The organism is Allobosea sp. BK604 (genome assembly GCF_004341515.1).
Classification (GTDB): Bacteria; Pseudomonadota; Alphaproteobacteria; order Rhizobiales; family Beijerinckiaceae; genus Allobosea.
Genome location: NZ_SLZF01000004.1, coordinates 348,518 through 363,403, shown reverse-complemented (window position 1 = coordinate 363,403; position 14,886 = coordinate 348,518). Strand labels below are relative to the sequence as shown.

Sequence of the window (14,886 nt, the reverse complement as noted above, 5' to 3'; positions counted from 1 at the left end):
GCTCACGCCGCCAGCGCAGCCTGCGCGGCCCGAGCCTGGCCAAGACGAGCCTGCGCCAGTTGGAGCGCCGCCACATGTGTCGCGACGCCAGCCTCCTCGGCACTTTGGAAGATGGTGAGCAGCGTGCGGCCAATTCCCTCGACGCCGCGGCCGACGAGGTCCTGGTCGTAGCCGTCACGTTCCGACGCGACGCGGATCATGCCCCCGGCATTGATGACGAAGTCCGGCGCATAGAGGATGCCGCGCGAGCGCAGGAGCTCGCCATGATCCTCGCGGGCGAGCTGGTTGTTGGCCGCGCCTCCGACGATGCCGCAGCGCAGCTGCTTGACCGTCACGTCGTTCAGCACCGCGCCCATGGCGCAGGGCGCGAAGATGTCGGCGTCGGCAGCATAGATCGCCTCGGGAGCAACGGCCCGCGCGGCGAAGGTCGCGACGGCCTTCGCCGCACGGCTGGCGTGGACATCGGCGACCGTCAGCGACGCGCCGGCCTCATGCAGCAACTGGCAGAGGTGCCAGCCGACATTGCCAAGGCCCTGCACCGCGACATGCTGGCCCGCCAGGCTCGCAGCGCCCCAGCAGTGACGCGCGGCGGCGGACAGGCCATGGAAGACGCCGAGCGCCGTGGTCGGGGACGGGTCGCCGGTGCCGCCGAGCTCGACCGGCAGGCCGACGACATGATGCGTCGCCTTCCGCATTTCGGCGAAATCGGCCACCGTCGTGCCGACATCCTCGGCCGTGATGTAGCGCCCCGCGAGCCGCTCGACCGCCCGGCCCATCGCCTGGAGCAGCGCCGGTGTCTTCTGGCTGCGGGGATCGCCGATGATCACCGCCTTGCCGCCGCCGAGCTCGAGGCCCGCGGCCGCGGCCTTGTAGGTCATGCCGCGCGAGAGGCGCAGCACGTCGCGCAGCGCCGCCTCCTCATCGGCATAGGGATACATGCGGCAGCCGCCAAGGGCGGGACCGAGCGTGGTGTCGTGGATGGCGATAAGAGCCTTCAACCCGGAAGCCTCGTCCGAGACGAACACGACCTGCTCGTGATCGCAGAAGGCCTCATCTGAAAAGACGGTCATGAATTGGATCCTCCGGATAGTCGGGATGTGGTGGGACGGCCACCGGTCGCCGCGAGGACGAAACCGCCGAGGATCAGCGCAGCGCCAATGAGGTGGAACGGCCGCACGGGCTCGCCGAGGAGCAGGAAGGCGAGCGCGGCGGTGAACAGGGCGACGAGATGGAAGGAGGCGCCGGTCACGCTCGCTCCGAGCAGCGCGACGCAGCGGTTCCAGATGATGAAGGCCAGCAGCGAGGCGAAGACACCGATATAGAGCGCTGCCGCGATCGGGCCGGGGGTCGTCGGGATCGTCGCGCCGCGCGCGAGCTCCCAGATCCAGAACGGCAGCAGCACCAGCAGCCCCGCCGCCATCGTCGCGGCCAGGAAGACGAGCGGATCGAGATCGGCCGGCCGGCGGCGCAGCAGCACCGAATAAACCGCGTAATTGGCGACCGCGATCAGCACCAGAGGCTCGCCGCCGGCGAGGCTCAATCCCGACAGCGTCGAGGCCTCGCCGCGCGCGACGATCCAGGTCACGCCGACGAAGGAGATCGCGATGCCGGCAAGGGTGCGGGCCGAGACGCGCTCGACGCCGAGCAGGAAAGCGGCGAGCGGCACCATCAGCGGCAGGGTCGAGTTGAGAAAGGCGACGCTTGCCGCCGGCGCGCTCTGCAGGGCGAGATAGCCCAGCGCATTGTAGCCGGCGATACCGAAGGCGCCGCAGGCGAAGATGAGGCCGCGGGCGCGGATCAGCGCCTGTCGCTGTGGGCCGATGGTCCCGAGGACGAAGGGCAGCAGGCAGGCGAGCGCGACGACCCAGCGGCCAACCGCGAGCGAGACCGGAGGAAAGGAGCCGGCGAGCGCGCGGCCGAGCACGAGATTGCCGGCCCAGAACAGCGGCGGCAGCGGCAGGAGCAGTAATGGCTGCGCCCAGAGACGCCTGAGGGTCGCCATCGCGCTGCCTCACAGGGTGCCGGCGAGGCCGATACGCAGGCGGCGATTGTGCCGGCCCTTGTTGTCGATCTTCAGGATGCGGATCGGCGGCGAGTCTCCCGTCGAGGCGAGATGCGTGCCGCCGCAGGCCTGCCGGTCGAGGCCGACGATCTCGACGATGCGGACCTTGCCATCCGAGGTCGGCGGCGGAGCAACGGAGCGCGAGCGGATCAGACCCGGCTCAGCGAAGGCCGCCGCCTCCGGGACATGGCTCTGGTGCACGGCCAGATCCCGCCGGATCAGCGCGTTGACCTTCTCCTCGATCGCGCGCAGGCGCTCGTTATCAGCATCGGGCAGGTCGAAATCGATGCGCGCGGTGCCGTCCTCGTTCATCTGGACGCCGGTGACGAGCGCGCCGTCGAAATCCTGGAAGACCACCGCGTTGACGATGTGCAGATCGGTGTGCAGCGCGCGCATCAACCGCCGGAAGGACGCGTCGACCCGCGCCTCGACCGAGGCCGGCGGCAGCTCGAGCGGCTGGGCGAGCACATGCCAGAGATGGCCGCCCTCGCTCTCAAAGCCGGAGATCACGACTTCGCCGCCATCCCAGGCCAGCGTGCCGCGATCGGGCAATTGCCCGCCGCCGCCGGGGTAGAACGGGCTTTCCGCAAGGGCGACCCGGCCCGGCCGCGCCTGCACGACCTCTGTCGTCAGCGTCAGGACGTCCGGATGGTCGAGGCAGAAGTAACGGGACATGCGTCTCACCTTGCCAGATCATCGGACTGATCCAGCTCCTTGTTTTCGCATCGGTTTATCCGAACGCAGCAATCCACTTCCGGGGCCGATGCGCCAGGCCCCGGCGGGGCGTTTGCGTGCAGGCGAGATTGGCGCAGCGCGAGGCGCCGCTATTGGCGGAAATTGAGAAGGCGGGTCAGTCGGCCGCGGCGTGCACCCATTGCAGCGGCGTGATCCCATAGGCGCGCTTGAAATGCCGCGTCAGCGCGCTCTGGTCGTAGAAGCCGGCATCGAGTGCCGCGGCTGCGATCGGCGCGCCCCGGCCGAGCGCCGCGATCGCCGCCTTGAGGCGCAGCTGCGTGAGATAGGCATGCGGGGTCAGCCCCGTGCTGCGCTTGAACAGGGCGATCAGCTGGAACGGGGTCAGCCCGACCTCCGCCCCGAGCTGTTCGAGCGTGAGTTCCTCGGCATGGCGCTCCCGCATGATCTCGCGGATGCGGGTCGCCTTGGCCTGGTCGCGCGCCGGCTGCGCCAGCCTGGGCTCGCCGGCGGCATGGCGCCGGATCAGCGCACCGAAGCTGCGCAGGAGAAGCTCGCGCTCCTCGAGGGGATCGTTCCCGTCATCGAGGATGCGATGCAGGGAGAGGAAAGCGTGGATCAGGTCGGGATCGTTGAAGATGTTGCGGGTGAAATAGGCGGTGGTGTCGAGGCCGAGCGCGGTCTTCAGCGTCTCGATCGCCGGGGACGTCAGATAGAGCCCCCGGTAGAGCCAGCGTGAGCTCCAACCCATCCACCCCGAATGGGGCTCGTCGGGGTTGAACACCAGTAAGGTTGAGGTCCTGGCCTCGTCGGTCCGGCCCCGGCTCTTGAACTCGGCGCCTCCAGCCTCGGTGACGGCGACGACGAAGGCCTCGTGGCTATGGGGCGCATAATCATGGCTGGTGAAGTCGGCGACGAGGCAGCTGAGGCCCGGCACCCGAGGGTCGCGCCAGTAGCGGGAGGAGTTGCGGAGATCGACGCGGGCCAAGTTGCTTTCCGAAGGTCAGGTGAGCCGCGATCGTGCGACGATCGAACCGAGATCGCAATCGCGCGGCAGGCTGCCGAAGGCGCGATTGGGCAATCCTTCGAGGCGCGACGCGATGAACGCATCCGCTGCGGCTGGTGTCGAGCAGCGCGCGAACAGCGCCGCTTCCATCACCGTCGCGATCTGGGCCGCGATCTGGCGGGCGCGGTGCTCCTGGTCACGCGTGTCCGAGAGCTCGGTCTCGAGGGCGTCGATGGCGAGATCGAGCCGGCGGTCGGCCCCGCGCGCCAACGAGAGCTCCGCCAGGAGCGCCGCGAGCGTATCGGGCTCGCGTTGCAGGGCGCGCAGCACGTCGAGGCAGATCACGTTGCCGGTGCCCTCCCAGATGCCGTTCAGCGGCGCCTCGCGATAGAGCCGTGCCATCGGCTGCTCCTCGATGAAACCGTTGCCGCCATGGCATTCCAGGCATTCCGCGACGAAGGCGGGCGCACGCTTGCAGTTCCAGAACTTTGCCACCGGAGTGAGGATGCGTTCCAGCAGGCGCGCCTCCTCCGAGCCGGAAGCAGCCTCGTCGACGGCGCGCGCCAGGCGAAAGGCGAGCAGGGTCGCGGCCTCCGATTCGAGGCAGAGATCGGCGAGCACGTTGCGCATCAGCGGCTGTTCGGCCAGCACGCGCTGGAAGGCCCGCCGGTTATGGGTGTGGTGCAGCGTCAGGCTGAGCGCCCAGCGCATCAGCCCGGCCGAGCCGATGGCGAAGTCGAGCCGGGTCAGATGCGCCATCTCGATCGCGATGCGGACCCCGCGCCCCTCCTCGCCGAGCAGGACCGCATAGGTGTCGTCATATTCGATCTCGGAAGAGGCGTTCGAGCGATTGCCGCATTTGTCCTTCAGCCGCTGGATGAAGAAGCGGTTGCGGGTGCCGTCCGGCAGCGAGCGCGGGACGAAGAAGCAGGACGGCCCCTTTTCGGTCTGGGCGAGCGTCAGGAAGGCGTCGCTCATCGGTGCGGAGCAGAACCATTTATGCCCGGTCAGGCGGTATTCGCCGCCCGGACTACCGCCATTCACCGGTATGGCGCGGGTCGCGTTGGCGCGCAGGTCAGAGCCGCCCTGCTTCTCGGTCAGCGCCATGCCGATGGTCGCCCCGGCCTTCTCCGCGATCGGCAGCGGGCGCGGATCATAGGCGTCCGCCAGCACCTTTGCTTCCCAGGCGGCCTGGATCTCAGGGACCAGCCGCAGCGCGGGTATCGCCGAATAGGCCATGCCGGTCGGGCAGCCGACGCCGTTCTCGATCTGGTTCCAGAGATAGGACAAGGCCGCGCGAGCCGTATGGGCGCCGGGCCGGTTGGCGGTCCAGCCGAGGGAGTGCACGCCGGAGCCGAAGGCGAGGCCCATCAGGGCGTGATAGCTCGGATGGAACTCGACGAGATCGATCCGATGGCCGAAGCGGTCATGGCTCTTGAAACACGGCCCGTTCTGGTTGGCGAGATGGGCATGGTCCTGCCAGACCGGATCGCCGGCCGCCTCCCCCAGCAGCGCCGCAGGCTCCGCCACCCACCCCGCGCCCTCGCGCAGCACCGTATCCCGCAGGATAGCGTCCTGACCGAAGAGGTTCACGCCGGTGAGCGCGCCGGACTGGTTGGTCACCTCATGGGTCGTGGTCGGATAGATTCGGGCTTCCGTCGCGAGCATGACAGCCTCCCTGGGCAGGATCTGGTCTGCTCGGAAGCCTAGCGCATCGGCGACCGCTGGCTATTGGCCAAAATTGCGGACGCCGCCCTCGGCGCGGCGACGCCGGTCGGGCAGAGGTTCATCTGACCGGCCGATTCCGGCGGGCATTGCACCGCGGCCCAGCGCGCGCCGGTCTTCTTCGCCTATGCGGGCGCAGATTCTCCCTCTCAGAACCGCCAGGACAGGCGCGCCGTGCCGCCCTGCGAGATGTAATCCTTCCCGACCTGTGACCGATATTCGGCGGTGAACTCGAGGCCGGAGCCGGACGAAACCTGGAGCCCGAGCCCGAGGTCGAGGAGCCTGTCGGGAATGCGCGAGGCCGTGCTGAAGCTGCCGTACTCCAGTGGCACGCCCTGGAACGACGCCCGCGTCACGAGCGAGAAGCCGACGCCATCGGGCCTGAGCCTGATGACGACCGGCTGCTCTCGACCCAATTCTCGCGGCCTGGAGACCGTCGCCATGGCGACGATCTCCGGCATTTGGCGGAATACGCCCCGGCAAACCTCTCACGCCGTGTCAGTCGACTTCACCAGCGGTCCATGAAGGCGATGAAAAGGCCGCCGAGCACGGAGCGCGCCTGGAATCCGATCTTTCGGGCACTGTCCGTGTAATACAGATCCGAGAGCGGCACGCGGTTGGGTGTCGTATTGGCATAGCGCACGATGCGTTCGGCGAAATCGCCGAAGGTGCGCCGGTCATGCGCGAGCGAGGCCGCCCATAGCATCCATTCCGGCTTGGTCAGCGTCGAGCGATTGTCGAGCGGCACGCCGGCCGGCTGGACCTGCCTGCGATACCAGGCGAGCTCGCGCCTCATCTCTGCCTCGGGAAAGAGGTCGAAGCCGAGGAGACGGTCCCAGACAAGGTTGTATTTCAGGCTCCAGGTGCCCGGCTGGTCGAAGGCGAGGCGCGTCGCGCCGTTCTCCCTGGCCTTGACGAGAAGGTGGCTCGCAAACTCCTCGGCGATCCCTCGATATTCCTTGGCGACATCGGGCTTGCCGATCCGTTCGGCCAATGCGGCGTAGCAGGCGAGCCCCATCGTCGCCTTGCCCGACAGATTGACGTTGTGGCCGAGGACGCCCGAGAAGTCGTCGGTGCAGAGCTGATCGCCCGGATCGGCGCCCGCTTCGACGAGATACTCGGCCCATTGGGTCAGCATCTCCCAATGCTTGGCGACGTAGTCGTCGTCGCCGTCGGCACGGTTGAGCGCGCCGACGAGGATCAGCATGTTGCCGCATTCCTCGATCGGCATTTGCGTGTCGGTGATGTCCTGCTGCGGGTTCTTGTCGAAGCCGCGATAGGTCTGTCCGTTCGCCTTCGGATAGGTGCCGAGGTCATGCGCCGCGAACCTGAACGGCCAGGCCGGGCTCGCGCAATAGGCGAAATAGGGATCGATCATCGCCCGCAGCAGCGCGGGATTGAATACGAGGAACAGCGGCGCCGAGGGATAGGTGACGTCGACCGTGGCGATGCAGCCGTTGGAGAAATTCTCCTTGGAGAAGAAGAGCGGCTCGCCATCCGGCCCGACGCATAATTTATGTGCGGCGATCGTATGTCGCCATGCCAGCGCGCAAAGTTCGGCGTAAGGCTGTCCGGCGAGCTTCGTCGCGGATTTCTCGAGTTCCTCGTCGAACCGCCCAGCCCGCGCCAGCACCTCGTCGCTCTCGCGCATGGCCAGGGCGAGAACGCCCAGGCCGTCGAGTTTTCCGTCGCGTCGCCACCACGGGCGCAGCTTCTTGCCGAAGAACTCGATCGAGTACTCGTCGTCATAGCCGATCAGAACGGTCTCGCTGCCCGGCCGGTCGCGGCCAGCAACGATATCGAACGAGAGTGCGATGATCGCATCCTGATTGTAATCGACCTTGCGCGGCGCGGGCATGCGCGGCTCGCGGCCAATGATCGATTGCCCGGCGACGAAAGCATCGCGGCAGAGATTGATGTCGCCGACCACGGCCGTGACCGCCTCGCTGCGACCGGCAAGATAGGCCGTTCCCCAATCGATCCGCAGGTGATCGCCGGCCTTCTCGAGGATCGGCTGGTGCTCGTGGCGGAATGCCATGGCGGTCAGACCATCGCGCTCGTGCCGGTCCCAATACACCCGCTCGTGCGGCAGGTTGGTCGCGATCTCGCCGGTCATGTCGAGATAGCAGGCGACCTTGCGCCGCTTGCCGTCGAGCGAGCGCGCGGAGAATCTGACATAGGTCACCGGCCGCGACATGAGATCGAGATCGTCGACGAGCAGCGGCGTCACGAAGTCGAGACCGATCTCGACCTGGCCGCAACGGAAGAGATACTCGGTCTTCGTCGCCCTGACGCGGCAGCTGATCTGCTCCCCCGCCCGGGACAGCCATTCCGGTCCGCCCATGATCCGATAGGCGACGCCGTCGACGCGGACGACGGCGTAAAGCGCCATCTTCGTGCCCGTCCAGTGTCGGGGCCAATCGTCGGTGAGGCGGTCGCTGCAGGACCAGATGCTGGTATAGGGATCGACCACGACGAGTGGGACCGCGGGCGGCCGGCGCAACCTCTCAGGCATCGGGCTCAATCTCCTTCTTCGGTTTCGCGTTGTGCGGCTATGTCACCGCCGCGGTCGATGCAGGGCGGCGACGCTTGCCGCGCATTCGGGGCAGCGCCTCGACCAGCGAGGCGCGCGACTGTCCGATCAGGGCACGCATATGGCGAGCCGCGGCTTCGCCGTCGCGCGCCAGGATCGCATCGCAGATCAGGCGATGCTGCTCGAGCTCGCTCGCGGGAAATGTCTCGCGCTCGGCGGCCAGCTGAAACTGCAGATGCAGCGCCGTGCTGATCGCGGCGCTGATGCTGACGAGAAAGATGTTCTGCGTCGCCCTGGCGATCGACGCGTGAAACTCGACATCGGGATCGATCGTGCGGGAGGGATCGGCCGAGGCCGATGCAAGACGCTCGAATGCCTCCCTGATCGTGACATGGGCTGCCGCCGAGCCGTTCTGCGCCGCGAGGCGACAGGCCTCGGGCTCGAAGGCGATGCGCAGCTCCTGCAATTGTCCAAGGAGCCATTCATCGGGACTGGAGGCGAACCTCCAGCGCAGGAGATCGGGATCGAGCTGATTCCAGCAGCTTTCGGGCAGAACGCGCGTGCCGCTTTTCGGCCCCATCGCGATGAGGCGCTTGGCGTGCAGCTTCTTCATCGCCTCGCGGAGCGGCGTGCGGCTAAGCCCATACTCCTCGCACAGCATGAGCTCCGGCGGCAGCGTCGCGCCGACCTTGTAGGCGCCGGAAACGATACGCGTGCCGATCTGGTCCATCACGCGTGCGCTTAGCGTTCCCGCCCCATCTTCTGCCCGGCTTCTGCTCATTGGTCCGGATCGTCCTCGCGTGCAGAGCGGTTGACACGCCGTCAGCGGGATCGCTAGGTTCTAAACATAATACAAATGCGAGTCCAATAGCTCACGAGACTTGCAGGGAGGAGGCTCGCTTGGCGGGCATCGAGCTGCGGCGCATCTCGAAGAGTTTCGGCGCCGTCGAAGTCATTGCTGATCTGTCCTTGAACATCGCCTCCGGGGAGTTCGCGGTGCTTCTTGGGCCGTCCGGTTGCGGCAAGACCACTATTCTCCGCATGATCGCCGGGCTCGAAGAGGTATCCTCGGGCGAGATCCTCATCGAAGGGACGCGCGTCGACCAGATCGCCCCCGGTCAGCGTGGCGTCGCCCTCGTCTTCCAGCACTATGCGCTCTATCCGCATATGTCGGTGAAGGAGAACATGGCCTTCGGGCTGCGCAATATCGGCATGGGCAATGCCGAGATCGACCGAAAGATCGACGGCGCGGCGCGCATTCTCGAGATCGAGCATCTGCTGGCGCGCAAGCCTTCGCAATTGTCCGGCGGTCAGAAGCAGCGCGTTGCGATCGGCCGCGCCATCGTGAAAGAACCGAAGGCGTTCCTGTTCGACGAACCCCTCTCCAATCTCGATGCGGCGCTGCGCTCGCGCACCCGCATCGAGCTGGCGCGGCTGCATCAGCGGCTCAAATCGACGATGATCTTCGTCACGCACGACCAGGTCGAGGCGATGACCATGGCGACGCGTATCGTGGTCATGAACAAGGGCAAGATCGAGCAGGTCGGCACGCCGATGGAAATCTATCGGACACCGGCGACGCGCTTCGTCGCGACCTTCGTCGGAACGCCGGCGATGAACGTGCTGCCGGTGAAGGTGGCGCCGGGCGTGAATGGCCGCGCCGCCGCGACCTTGCCCGATGGCAGCGTGGTCGAGACGGCGATTCCGATCTCCGCCCTGCCCTCCGGCGAGGACGTCGTGCTGGGCGCGCGGGCAGAGCACATCCATCCCGGCGGTCAGATCGCGGCGAAGGCGGAGGTGGTCGAACGGCTGGGCGACCAGACGCTGGTCTATGCGCGCCTGCGGGACGGAACGAGCCTGGTCTACGAGGATTCCGGCGATAGCGGCGTCGCGGTCGGCGATTCCGTCTCGATCGGGTTCAAACCCGAGCAAATGCATCTCTTCGGCGCGGATGGCCGCGCCCGCCGCGGCAGCTGAATGCCATGGCCACGGTCGACGCCATGACGGAGACCATCGGCCACGGGGCGCCCGCCAAACGCATTGCTCGGAAGGTCGACCCTGATGTCGTCGGCCGCCGCACCATCAGCCATGCGCTGTTCGTCGCCCCCTATTTCGTCGTCTTCATCCTGCTCATTGTCGTGCCGCTGTTTCTCGGCGCCTGGCTGAGCCTGCAGGACTACGACATGCTCGGCGGCTATGGCGGCTTTGTCGGGCTGAAGAATTTCGAGGATCTGTTTCGCGATCGGATCTTCGTCCAGACGATCTGGAACACGATCCTGTTCGTCGTCCTCACAGTGCCGTCCTTCATCGTCGTGGGCTTGTTCCTGGCGCTGGCCTTGAACAACGCCTGGCGGTCGAGCGTCATCCTTCGCTCGGTCTTCTTCGGCTCGCTGGTGCTGTCGGTGACGATCGTGACGCTGGTCTGGCGCCTCGTCTACATGCCGGACCGCGGCCTGCTGTTCAACATCACCAGCGCGATCGGGCTGCCGGCACCGAATTTCATCGCGGACGCGACATTGGCGCTGCCGGGCATCGCGATCGTGACCGTGTGGTGGACGATCGGCCTGCCGATGATGCTGTTCCTCGCGGCCCTGCAACAGATTCCCGACGAGGTTTACGAGGCGGCGGCGCTCGACAACGCCTCGCGCTGGCGGACATTGACCAAGATCACGCTGCCGGCGATCCGGCGCACGATCCTCCTGGTCGCCGTGCTCGAGATCGTGCTGCAATTCCAGCTGTTCGGGCAGGCGAACCTGATCACCAATGGCGGGCCGAACAATGCCTCGCGCCCGATGGTCATGTTCATCTATGAGGCCGGCTTCCGCGATTGGGCCCTGGGCTATGCCGCTGCCGCTTCGCAAGTTCTGTTCTTCGTCATGCTGATCGCCGCCGCGGCCCAGATGTGGGTCGCACGGCAGAAGGACGACTGATGGCAGGCCGACGCGCGAGACACCGGAATGTCGGCGACCGGCTGATCTTCGCCGCGGTGCTGCTGCTCGCAGCCGCATGGATGGCGCCGATCGTCTGGGTGATAGGCCTGTCCTTCAAGCCCAACGACGTCCTGATGCGCACGACGAGCGGCATCCTGTCGCCGCCATTCACGGTCAAGAACTACATCGACATCGTCGCCACCTCGGCGGTGTTCGGCTGGATGCTCAACAGCGCCATCGTCGCCGTCGGCCAGACGGTCCTGACGCTGATCCTCGCCACGCTCGCCGGCTACGGCTTCGCGCGCACCGATTTCCCGGGCAAGAGGATCGTCTTTCTCCTGACGCTCGCGGGGCTCGCCGTGCCGGAGCAGGCGATCATCGTGCCGCTGCATACGATGTTCGCCTTCGCCGACCTGCACAACACCTATGCGTCGCTGATCGCGCCTCGCCTCGCCTTTCCCTTCGGCGTCTTTCTGATGACGCAATATTTCAAGGGCGTGCCGCGCGAGATCGAGGAGGCGGCGATGCTCGACAACGCATCGCGCCTCAAGATCTTCTTCAGGGTGGTGCTGCCGCTCACCATACCGGCCCAGGCAACGCTGGGAATCTATACTTTCCTGCACGCCTGGAACGACTATTTCTGGCCGCTGGTCTCGGCGACCCGGCCGGACATGTACACGTTGACCATCGGTCTGGCCGCGATGCAGACCAATTTCGCGCAGACCGAAGGCATCGGCTTTCTCATGGCGCAGGCCGTGTTCGCCGGCCTGCCCGTACTGATCCTCTATCTCTTCTTCCAACGTCACATCGTCAACGCGGTGAGCGGCCGCGTTGGGCACTGAGATCCACAATCAACGGCGCCTGGAAAGACCGGACCGGCGCCGCAGCAACAGGACAAGCGGTCTAACAGGGAGAGACAGCGATGCCGATGAGATGGCCCCCGACACGGCTGACCAAACGGTTGCTTGCCACGATCGCCTTGGGCGCAGCTGCATTTGCCACGAGCGCTTCCGCACAGCAGAAAACCGAGATCGCCTTCGCCCGCTTCTTCGGCGCCTGCGATGCCGATTACGGCACCAGCCAGGACTTTGCCAAGGCGCGCGGCGAATGCGGCGTCATGACGACGCTGGTCAATCACTTCAACGCCACGAACAAGGACAACATCGTCGTCAAGCCCCAGATCATCGAGTGGGGCCCCTATTATCAGCAGCTCACGGCACGCATTGCCGCGCGCGACATCCCGACGATCGCGGTGATGCATACCTCGCAGATCGGTGATTTCATCCGTTCGCGCATCGTCGAGCCGATCGAGGACGATCTGAAGGCGGCGGGGATCGATATCGCCGACATCACGCCGCAGGCGAAAGCCGGCGTCACCTACGACGGCAAGGTCTACGCCATGCCATGGGACACCCATTCCTGGCTGTGGCACGTCAATGTCGGTCTGTTCAAGCAGGCGGGCCTCGTCGATGGCGAAGGCAAGCCGATCATGCCGAAAACGGTCGACGAGGCCTTGGCCCAGGCCAAGGCGATCAAGGAGAAGACCGGCAAGCCCTACATCATCATGGCTTCGGTCGCGCCGGGCGACTCAGCCAACGCCACGCGCGGCTTCTGGACCATGCTCTATACCCAGAACGGCAACCTGTTCCCGCAGGGCTTCGACAAGGCGAATTTCAGCACCCCAGAGGTGAGGGCCGCCTACGAGTTCTACGAGAAGATGGCGAAAGAGGGCTATATCACCAAGGGCCTAGACGGAGCCGGCGGCCTCGGCGGCTTCATCGCCGGGAACGGCGCGGTCTACTTCACCGGCACCTGGCGTATCGACGACCTGCTCAATGCCGCGGCGAAGCCGGAATCGGGCCTCAAGGAATACACCGCGCGCATCTTCCCGAACATGTTCAAGCAGGACGCCGTCTGGGCCGACAACCACAGCTGGGTGATGCTGCGCGGCGGCACCAATCCGCAGACCCGCAAGGCGGCGCAGATTTTCCTCAAGTATCTGTGGGACCACAATTTCGACTGGGCCCGCGGTGGCGGTCATCTCCCGGTTCGCAAATCGCTGCTCGCCGAATACGCCAAGCTGCCCGAACGCGCCAACGTGATGCGCGTTCCGGAGATCGGCCGCTCGCTGCCGCATGACGTGCGCCGGCAGTTCGGCTTCCAGGCGTTGATCGGAGAAGAGATCAACAACGTCATCAACGGCGCAAAGCCGCTCGATCAGGCGCTCCGGGATTCGCAGGAGCGCGCCGATCAGTTGCTGAGCCGCCGCTGAACCTTTCCCGCGGGCGGCGCAGGCCGCCCGCGCCCCAGCCCTGCATTCATGCCGCGACGCCGCTGGGCGTCGCTCGATCTCTCGCGCCATCTCCCTTGCACCGTCCGGAGCCGTTCGATGATCAAAGCCAGCATCCTCGCCGATCGCGATTTCGCCATCGGCGATATCGACCCGCGCCTGTTCGGCGCCTTCATCGAGCATCTCGGCCGTTGCGTTTATGGCGGCATCTTCGAGCCCGGCCATCCGACCGCCGACGAGAACGGCTTCCGCAAGGACGTCCTTGACCTGGTCAAGGAGCTCGGCCCGACGATCATGCGCTATCCCGGCGGCAATTTCGTCTCCGGCTACAATTGGGAGGACGGGGTTGGGCCGGTGGAGGAGCGGCCGACGCGGCTCGACCTTGCATGGTTCACCACCGAGCCGAACACGTTCGGCACGAACGAGTTCATCGATTGGTGCCGCGCCGCAGAGGTCGAGCCGATGCTGGCGGTCAATCTTGGCACGCGCGGCGCCGATGCCGCCCGCAGCCTCGTGGAATACTGCAATCATCCCGGCGGCACGGCCTTGTCCGATCTTCGCCGCGAGCATGGCTGGGAGAAGCCGCACGGCGTCAAATTCTGGTGCCTCGGCAACGAGATGGACGGGCCGTGGCAAATGGAATCGAAGACCGCGACGGAATATGGCCGCGTCGCCTATGAAGCGGCGAAGATGATGCGCTGGATCGATCCGAAGATCGAGCTCGCTGCCTGCGGATCGTCCGGCCGCAACATGCCGACCTTCGGCAAGTGGGAGGACGAGGTGCTCGAGCACACGTTCGACCAGGTCGGGTTCATCTCGCTGCACACCTATCTCAACAATTACGCCAAGGACACGCCGGCATTCCTCGCCAGCCCCGATCTCATGGACGCGTTCATCGACGAGGTCGTGGCCATCGCCGACGCGGTCGCGGCAAAGCGCCGCTCGCCGAAGCGCATCGCCCTCAGCTTCGATGAATGGAACGTCTGGTATCGGACGCGGCGCAACCGGCAGGAGCGCGTCAAGGAAGGCTGGCCGGTAGCCCCGCCGATCCTCGAGGAAATCTACACGATGGAAGACGCCCTGGTCTTCGGCGGCGCCTGCATCTCGCTTCTGAACCATGCCGACCGCGTGAAATGCGCGTGCCTTGCGCAGCTCGTCAACGTGATCGCGCCGATCATGACTGAAACAGGCGGCCCGGCCTGGCGGCAGACGATCTTCTATCCGTTCGCTCAGATGAGCCGATATGGCCGTGGCCGCTCGCTCAGGACATCGATCAAATCGCCGAGCTATTCCGCGTCCTATTTTGACCCGCGCGGACCGCAGGATCTCTACTATCCCGTGCCCTCCGTCCCCTATCTCAAGGCGTCGGTCGTGGCCAATGACGACGGTGGCCTGACCGTGTTCGCGCTCAACCGCCACCTCACCGAGCCGCTATCGCTTGATCTGGAAGTGCGCGGCTTCGGTGATCTCGGACTGGCGGCAGCGGAAACACTGCACCATCGCGACCTCTCGGCGGTCAACGACAAGGAGAACCCGGATCGGATCAAGCCGGATCGCTTCGACGACGTGACCGTGTCGAGTTCCCGCATCGAGATGACGCTGCCGCCGGCCTCATGGACGGTTTGCCACTTCGCGCGGCCCAAATAG

General features: G+C 66.1%; 13 protein-coding genes. 5 read left to right on the top strand and 8 right to left on the bottom strand.

Translation table 11 applies throughout. The features are described 5' to 3' along the window. Positions 1-2: 2 nt before the first annotated feature. The 8 genes from EV560_RS14740 to EV560_RS14705 all read right to left on the bottom strand — a co-directional run bounded on the left by EV560_RS14740 (position 3) and on the right by EV560_RS14705 (position 8,749). Entirely contained in the window at positions 3-1,070 is a 1,068-nt protein-coding gene (locus tag EV560_RS14740; RefSeq protein ID WP_131856528.1) for a Glu/Leu/Phe/Val family dehydrogenase, read from the bottom strand. Next, positions 1,067-2,002 carry a DMT family transporter gene (locus EV560_RS14735; RefSeq protein ID WP_131856527.1) on the bottom strand — a complete coding sequence of 312 codons (936 nt, stop codon included), beginning with the start codon at positions 2,000-2,002 and terminating at the stop codon, positions 1,067-1,069. Before EV560_RS14735 ends, EV560_RS14740 begins: the two co-directional genes overlap by 4 nt. Positions 2,003-2,011: 9 nt before the next feature. After that, positions 2,012-2,737 (bottom strand): alanyl-tRNA editing protein, encoded by a 726-nt coding sequence (locus tag EV560_RS14730; protein WP_131856526.1) that lies wholly within the window; start codon positions 2,735-2,737, stop codon positions 2,012-2,014. Between the two features lie 175 nt (positions 2,738-2,912). Continuing rightward, the gene (locus EV560_RS14725; protein WP_131856525.1) at positions 2,913-3,743 is read right to left on the bottom strand and encodes an AraC family transcriptional regulator; all 831 of its coding nucleotides are present in this window, start codon (positions 3,741-3,743) and stop codon (positions 2,913-2,915) included. 15 nt (positions 3,744-3,758) lie between these two features. Further along, positions 3,759-5,429 (bottom strand): acyl-CoA dehydrogenase family protein, encoded by a 1,671-nt coding sequence (locus EV560_RS14720; protein WP_131856524.1) that lies wholly within the window; start codon positions 5,427-5,429, stop codon positions 3,759-3,761. 206 nt (positions 5,430-5,635) lie between these two features. Then, positions 5,636-5,929 carry a hypothetical protein gene (locus EV560_RS14715; protein WP_131856523.1) on the bottom strand — a complete coding sequence of 98 codons (294 nt, stop codon included), beginning with the start codon at positions 5,927-5,929 and terminating at the stop codon, positions 5,636-5,638. A gap of 65 nt (positions 5,930-5,994) precedes the next feature. After that, positions 5,995-8,001: a glutaminase domain-containing protein gene (locus tag EV560_RS14710; protein ID WP_131856522.1), complete on the bottom strand. Its 2,007-nt coding sequence runs from the start codon at positions 7,999-8,001 to the stop codon at positions 5,995-5,997. A gap of 37 nt (positions 8,002-8,038) precedes the next feature. Next, positions 8,039-8,749, bottom strand: coding sequence for a FadR/GntR family transcriptional regulator (locus tag EV560_RS14705; protein WP_207908030.1), 711 nt, complete (start codon positions 8,747-8,749; stop codon positions 8,039-8,041). 170 nt (positions 8,750-8,919) lie between these two features. Here EV560_RS14705 and EV560_RS14700 point away from each other — a divergent pair, with 170 nt between their 5' ends. From EV560_RS14700 to arfA, 5 genes are all read left to right on the top strand, one after another. Further along, complete coding sequence (locus EV560_RS14700; protein ID WP_131856520.1) at positions 8,920-9,996, top strand: ABC transporter ATP-binding protein; 1,077 nt, start codon at positions 8,920-8,922, stop codon at positions 9,994-9,996. A 5-nt stretch (positions 9,997-10,001) separates the two neighbouring features. Then, positions 10,002-10,949, top strand: coding sequence for a carbohydrate ABC transporter permease (locus EV560_RS14695; protein ID WP_248312051.1), 948 nt, complete (start codon positions 10,002-10,004; stop codon positions 10,947-10,949). After that, positions 10,949-11,791: a carbohydrate ABC transporter permease gene (locus tag EV560_RS14690; protein ID WP_131856519.1), complete on the top strand. Its 843-nt coding sequence runs from the start codon at positions 10,949-10,951 to the stop codon at positions 11,789-11,791. Before EV560_RS14695 ends, EV560_RS14690 begins: the two co-directional genes overlap by 1 nt. An 80-nt stretch (positions 11,792-11,871) precedes the next feature. Beyond that, positions 11,872-13,221: an extracellular solute-binding protein gene (locus tag EV560_RS14685; protein ID WP_131856518.1), complete on the top strand. Its 1,350-nt coding sequence runs from the start codon at positions 11,872-11,874 to the stop codon at positions 13,219-13,221. A gap of 120 nt (positions 13,222-13,341) precedes the next feature. Then, complete coding sequence (gene arfA, locus EV560_RS14680; protein ID WP_465247012.1) at positions 13,342-14,886, top strand: arabinosylfuranosidase ArfA; 1,545 nt, start codon at positions 13,342-13,344, stop codon at positions 14,884-14,886.

Bases quoted from the DNA above. Each gene is read 5' to 3' on its own strand.
- EV560_RS14740 (WP_131856528.1), bottom strand. From the start codon at position 1,070: ATGACCGTCTTTTCAGATGAGGCCTTCTGCGATCACGAGCAGGTCGTG.
- EV560_RS14735 (WP_131856527.1), bottom strand. From the start codon at position 2,002: ATGGCGACCCTCAGGCGTCTCTGGGCGCAGCCATTACTGCTCCTGCCG.
- EV560_RS14730 (WP_131856526.1), bottom strand. From the start codon at position 2,737: ATGTCCCGTTACTTCTGCCTCGACCATCCGGACGTCCTGACGCTGACG.
- EV560_RS14720 (WP_131856524.1), bottom strand. From the start codon at position 5,429: ATGCTCGCGACGGAAGCCCGAATCTATCCGACCACGACCCATGAGGTG.
- EV560_RS14715 (WP_131856523.1), bottom strand. From the start codon at position 5,929: ATGGCGACGGTCTCCAGGCCGCGAGAATTGGGTCGAGAGCAGCCGGTC.
- EV560_RS14710 (WP_131856522.1), bottom strand. From the start codon at position 8,001: ATGCCTGAGAGGTTGCGCCGGCCGCCCGCGGTCCCACTCGTCGTGGTC.
- EV560_RS14705 (WP_207908030.1), bottom strand. From the start codon at position 8,749: ATGGACCAGATCGGCACGCGTATCGTTTCCGGCGCCTACAAGGTCGGC.
- EV560_RS14695 (WP_248312051.1), top strand. From the start codon at position 10,002: ATGGCCACGGTCGACGCCATGACGGAGACCATCGGCCACGGGGCGCCC.
- EV560_RS14690 (WP_131856519.1), top strand. From the start codon at position 10,949: ATGGCAGGCCGACGCGCGAGACACCGGAATGTCGGCGACCGGCTGATC.
- EV560_RS14685 (WP_131856518.1), top strand. From the start codon at position 11,872: ATGCCGATGAGATGGCCCCCGACACGGCTGACCAAACGGTTGCTTGCC.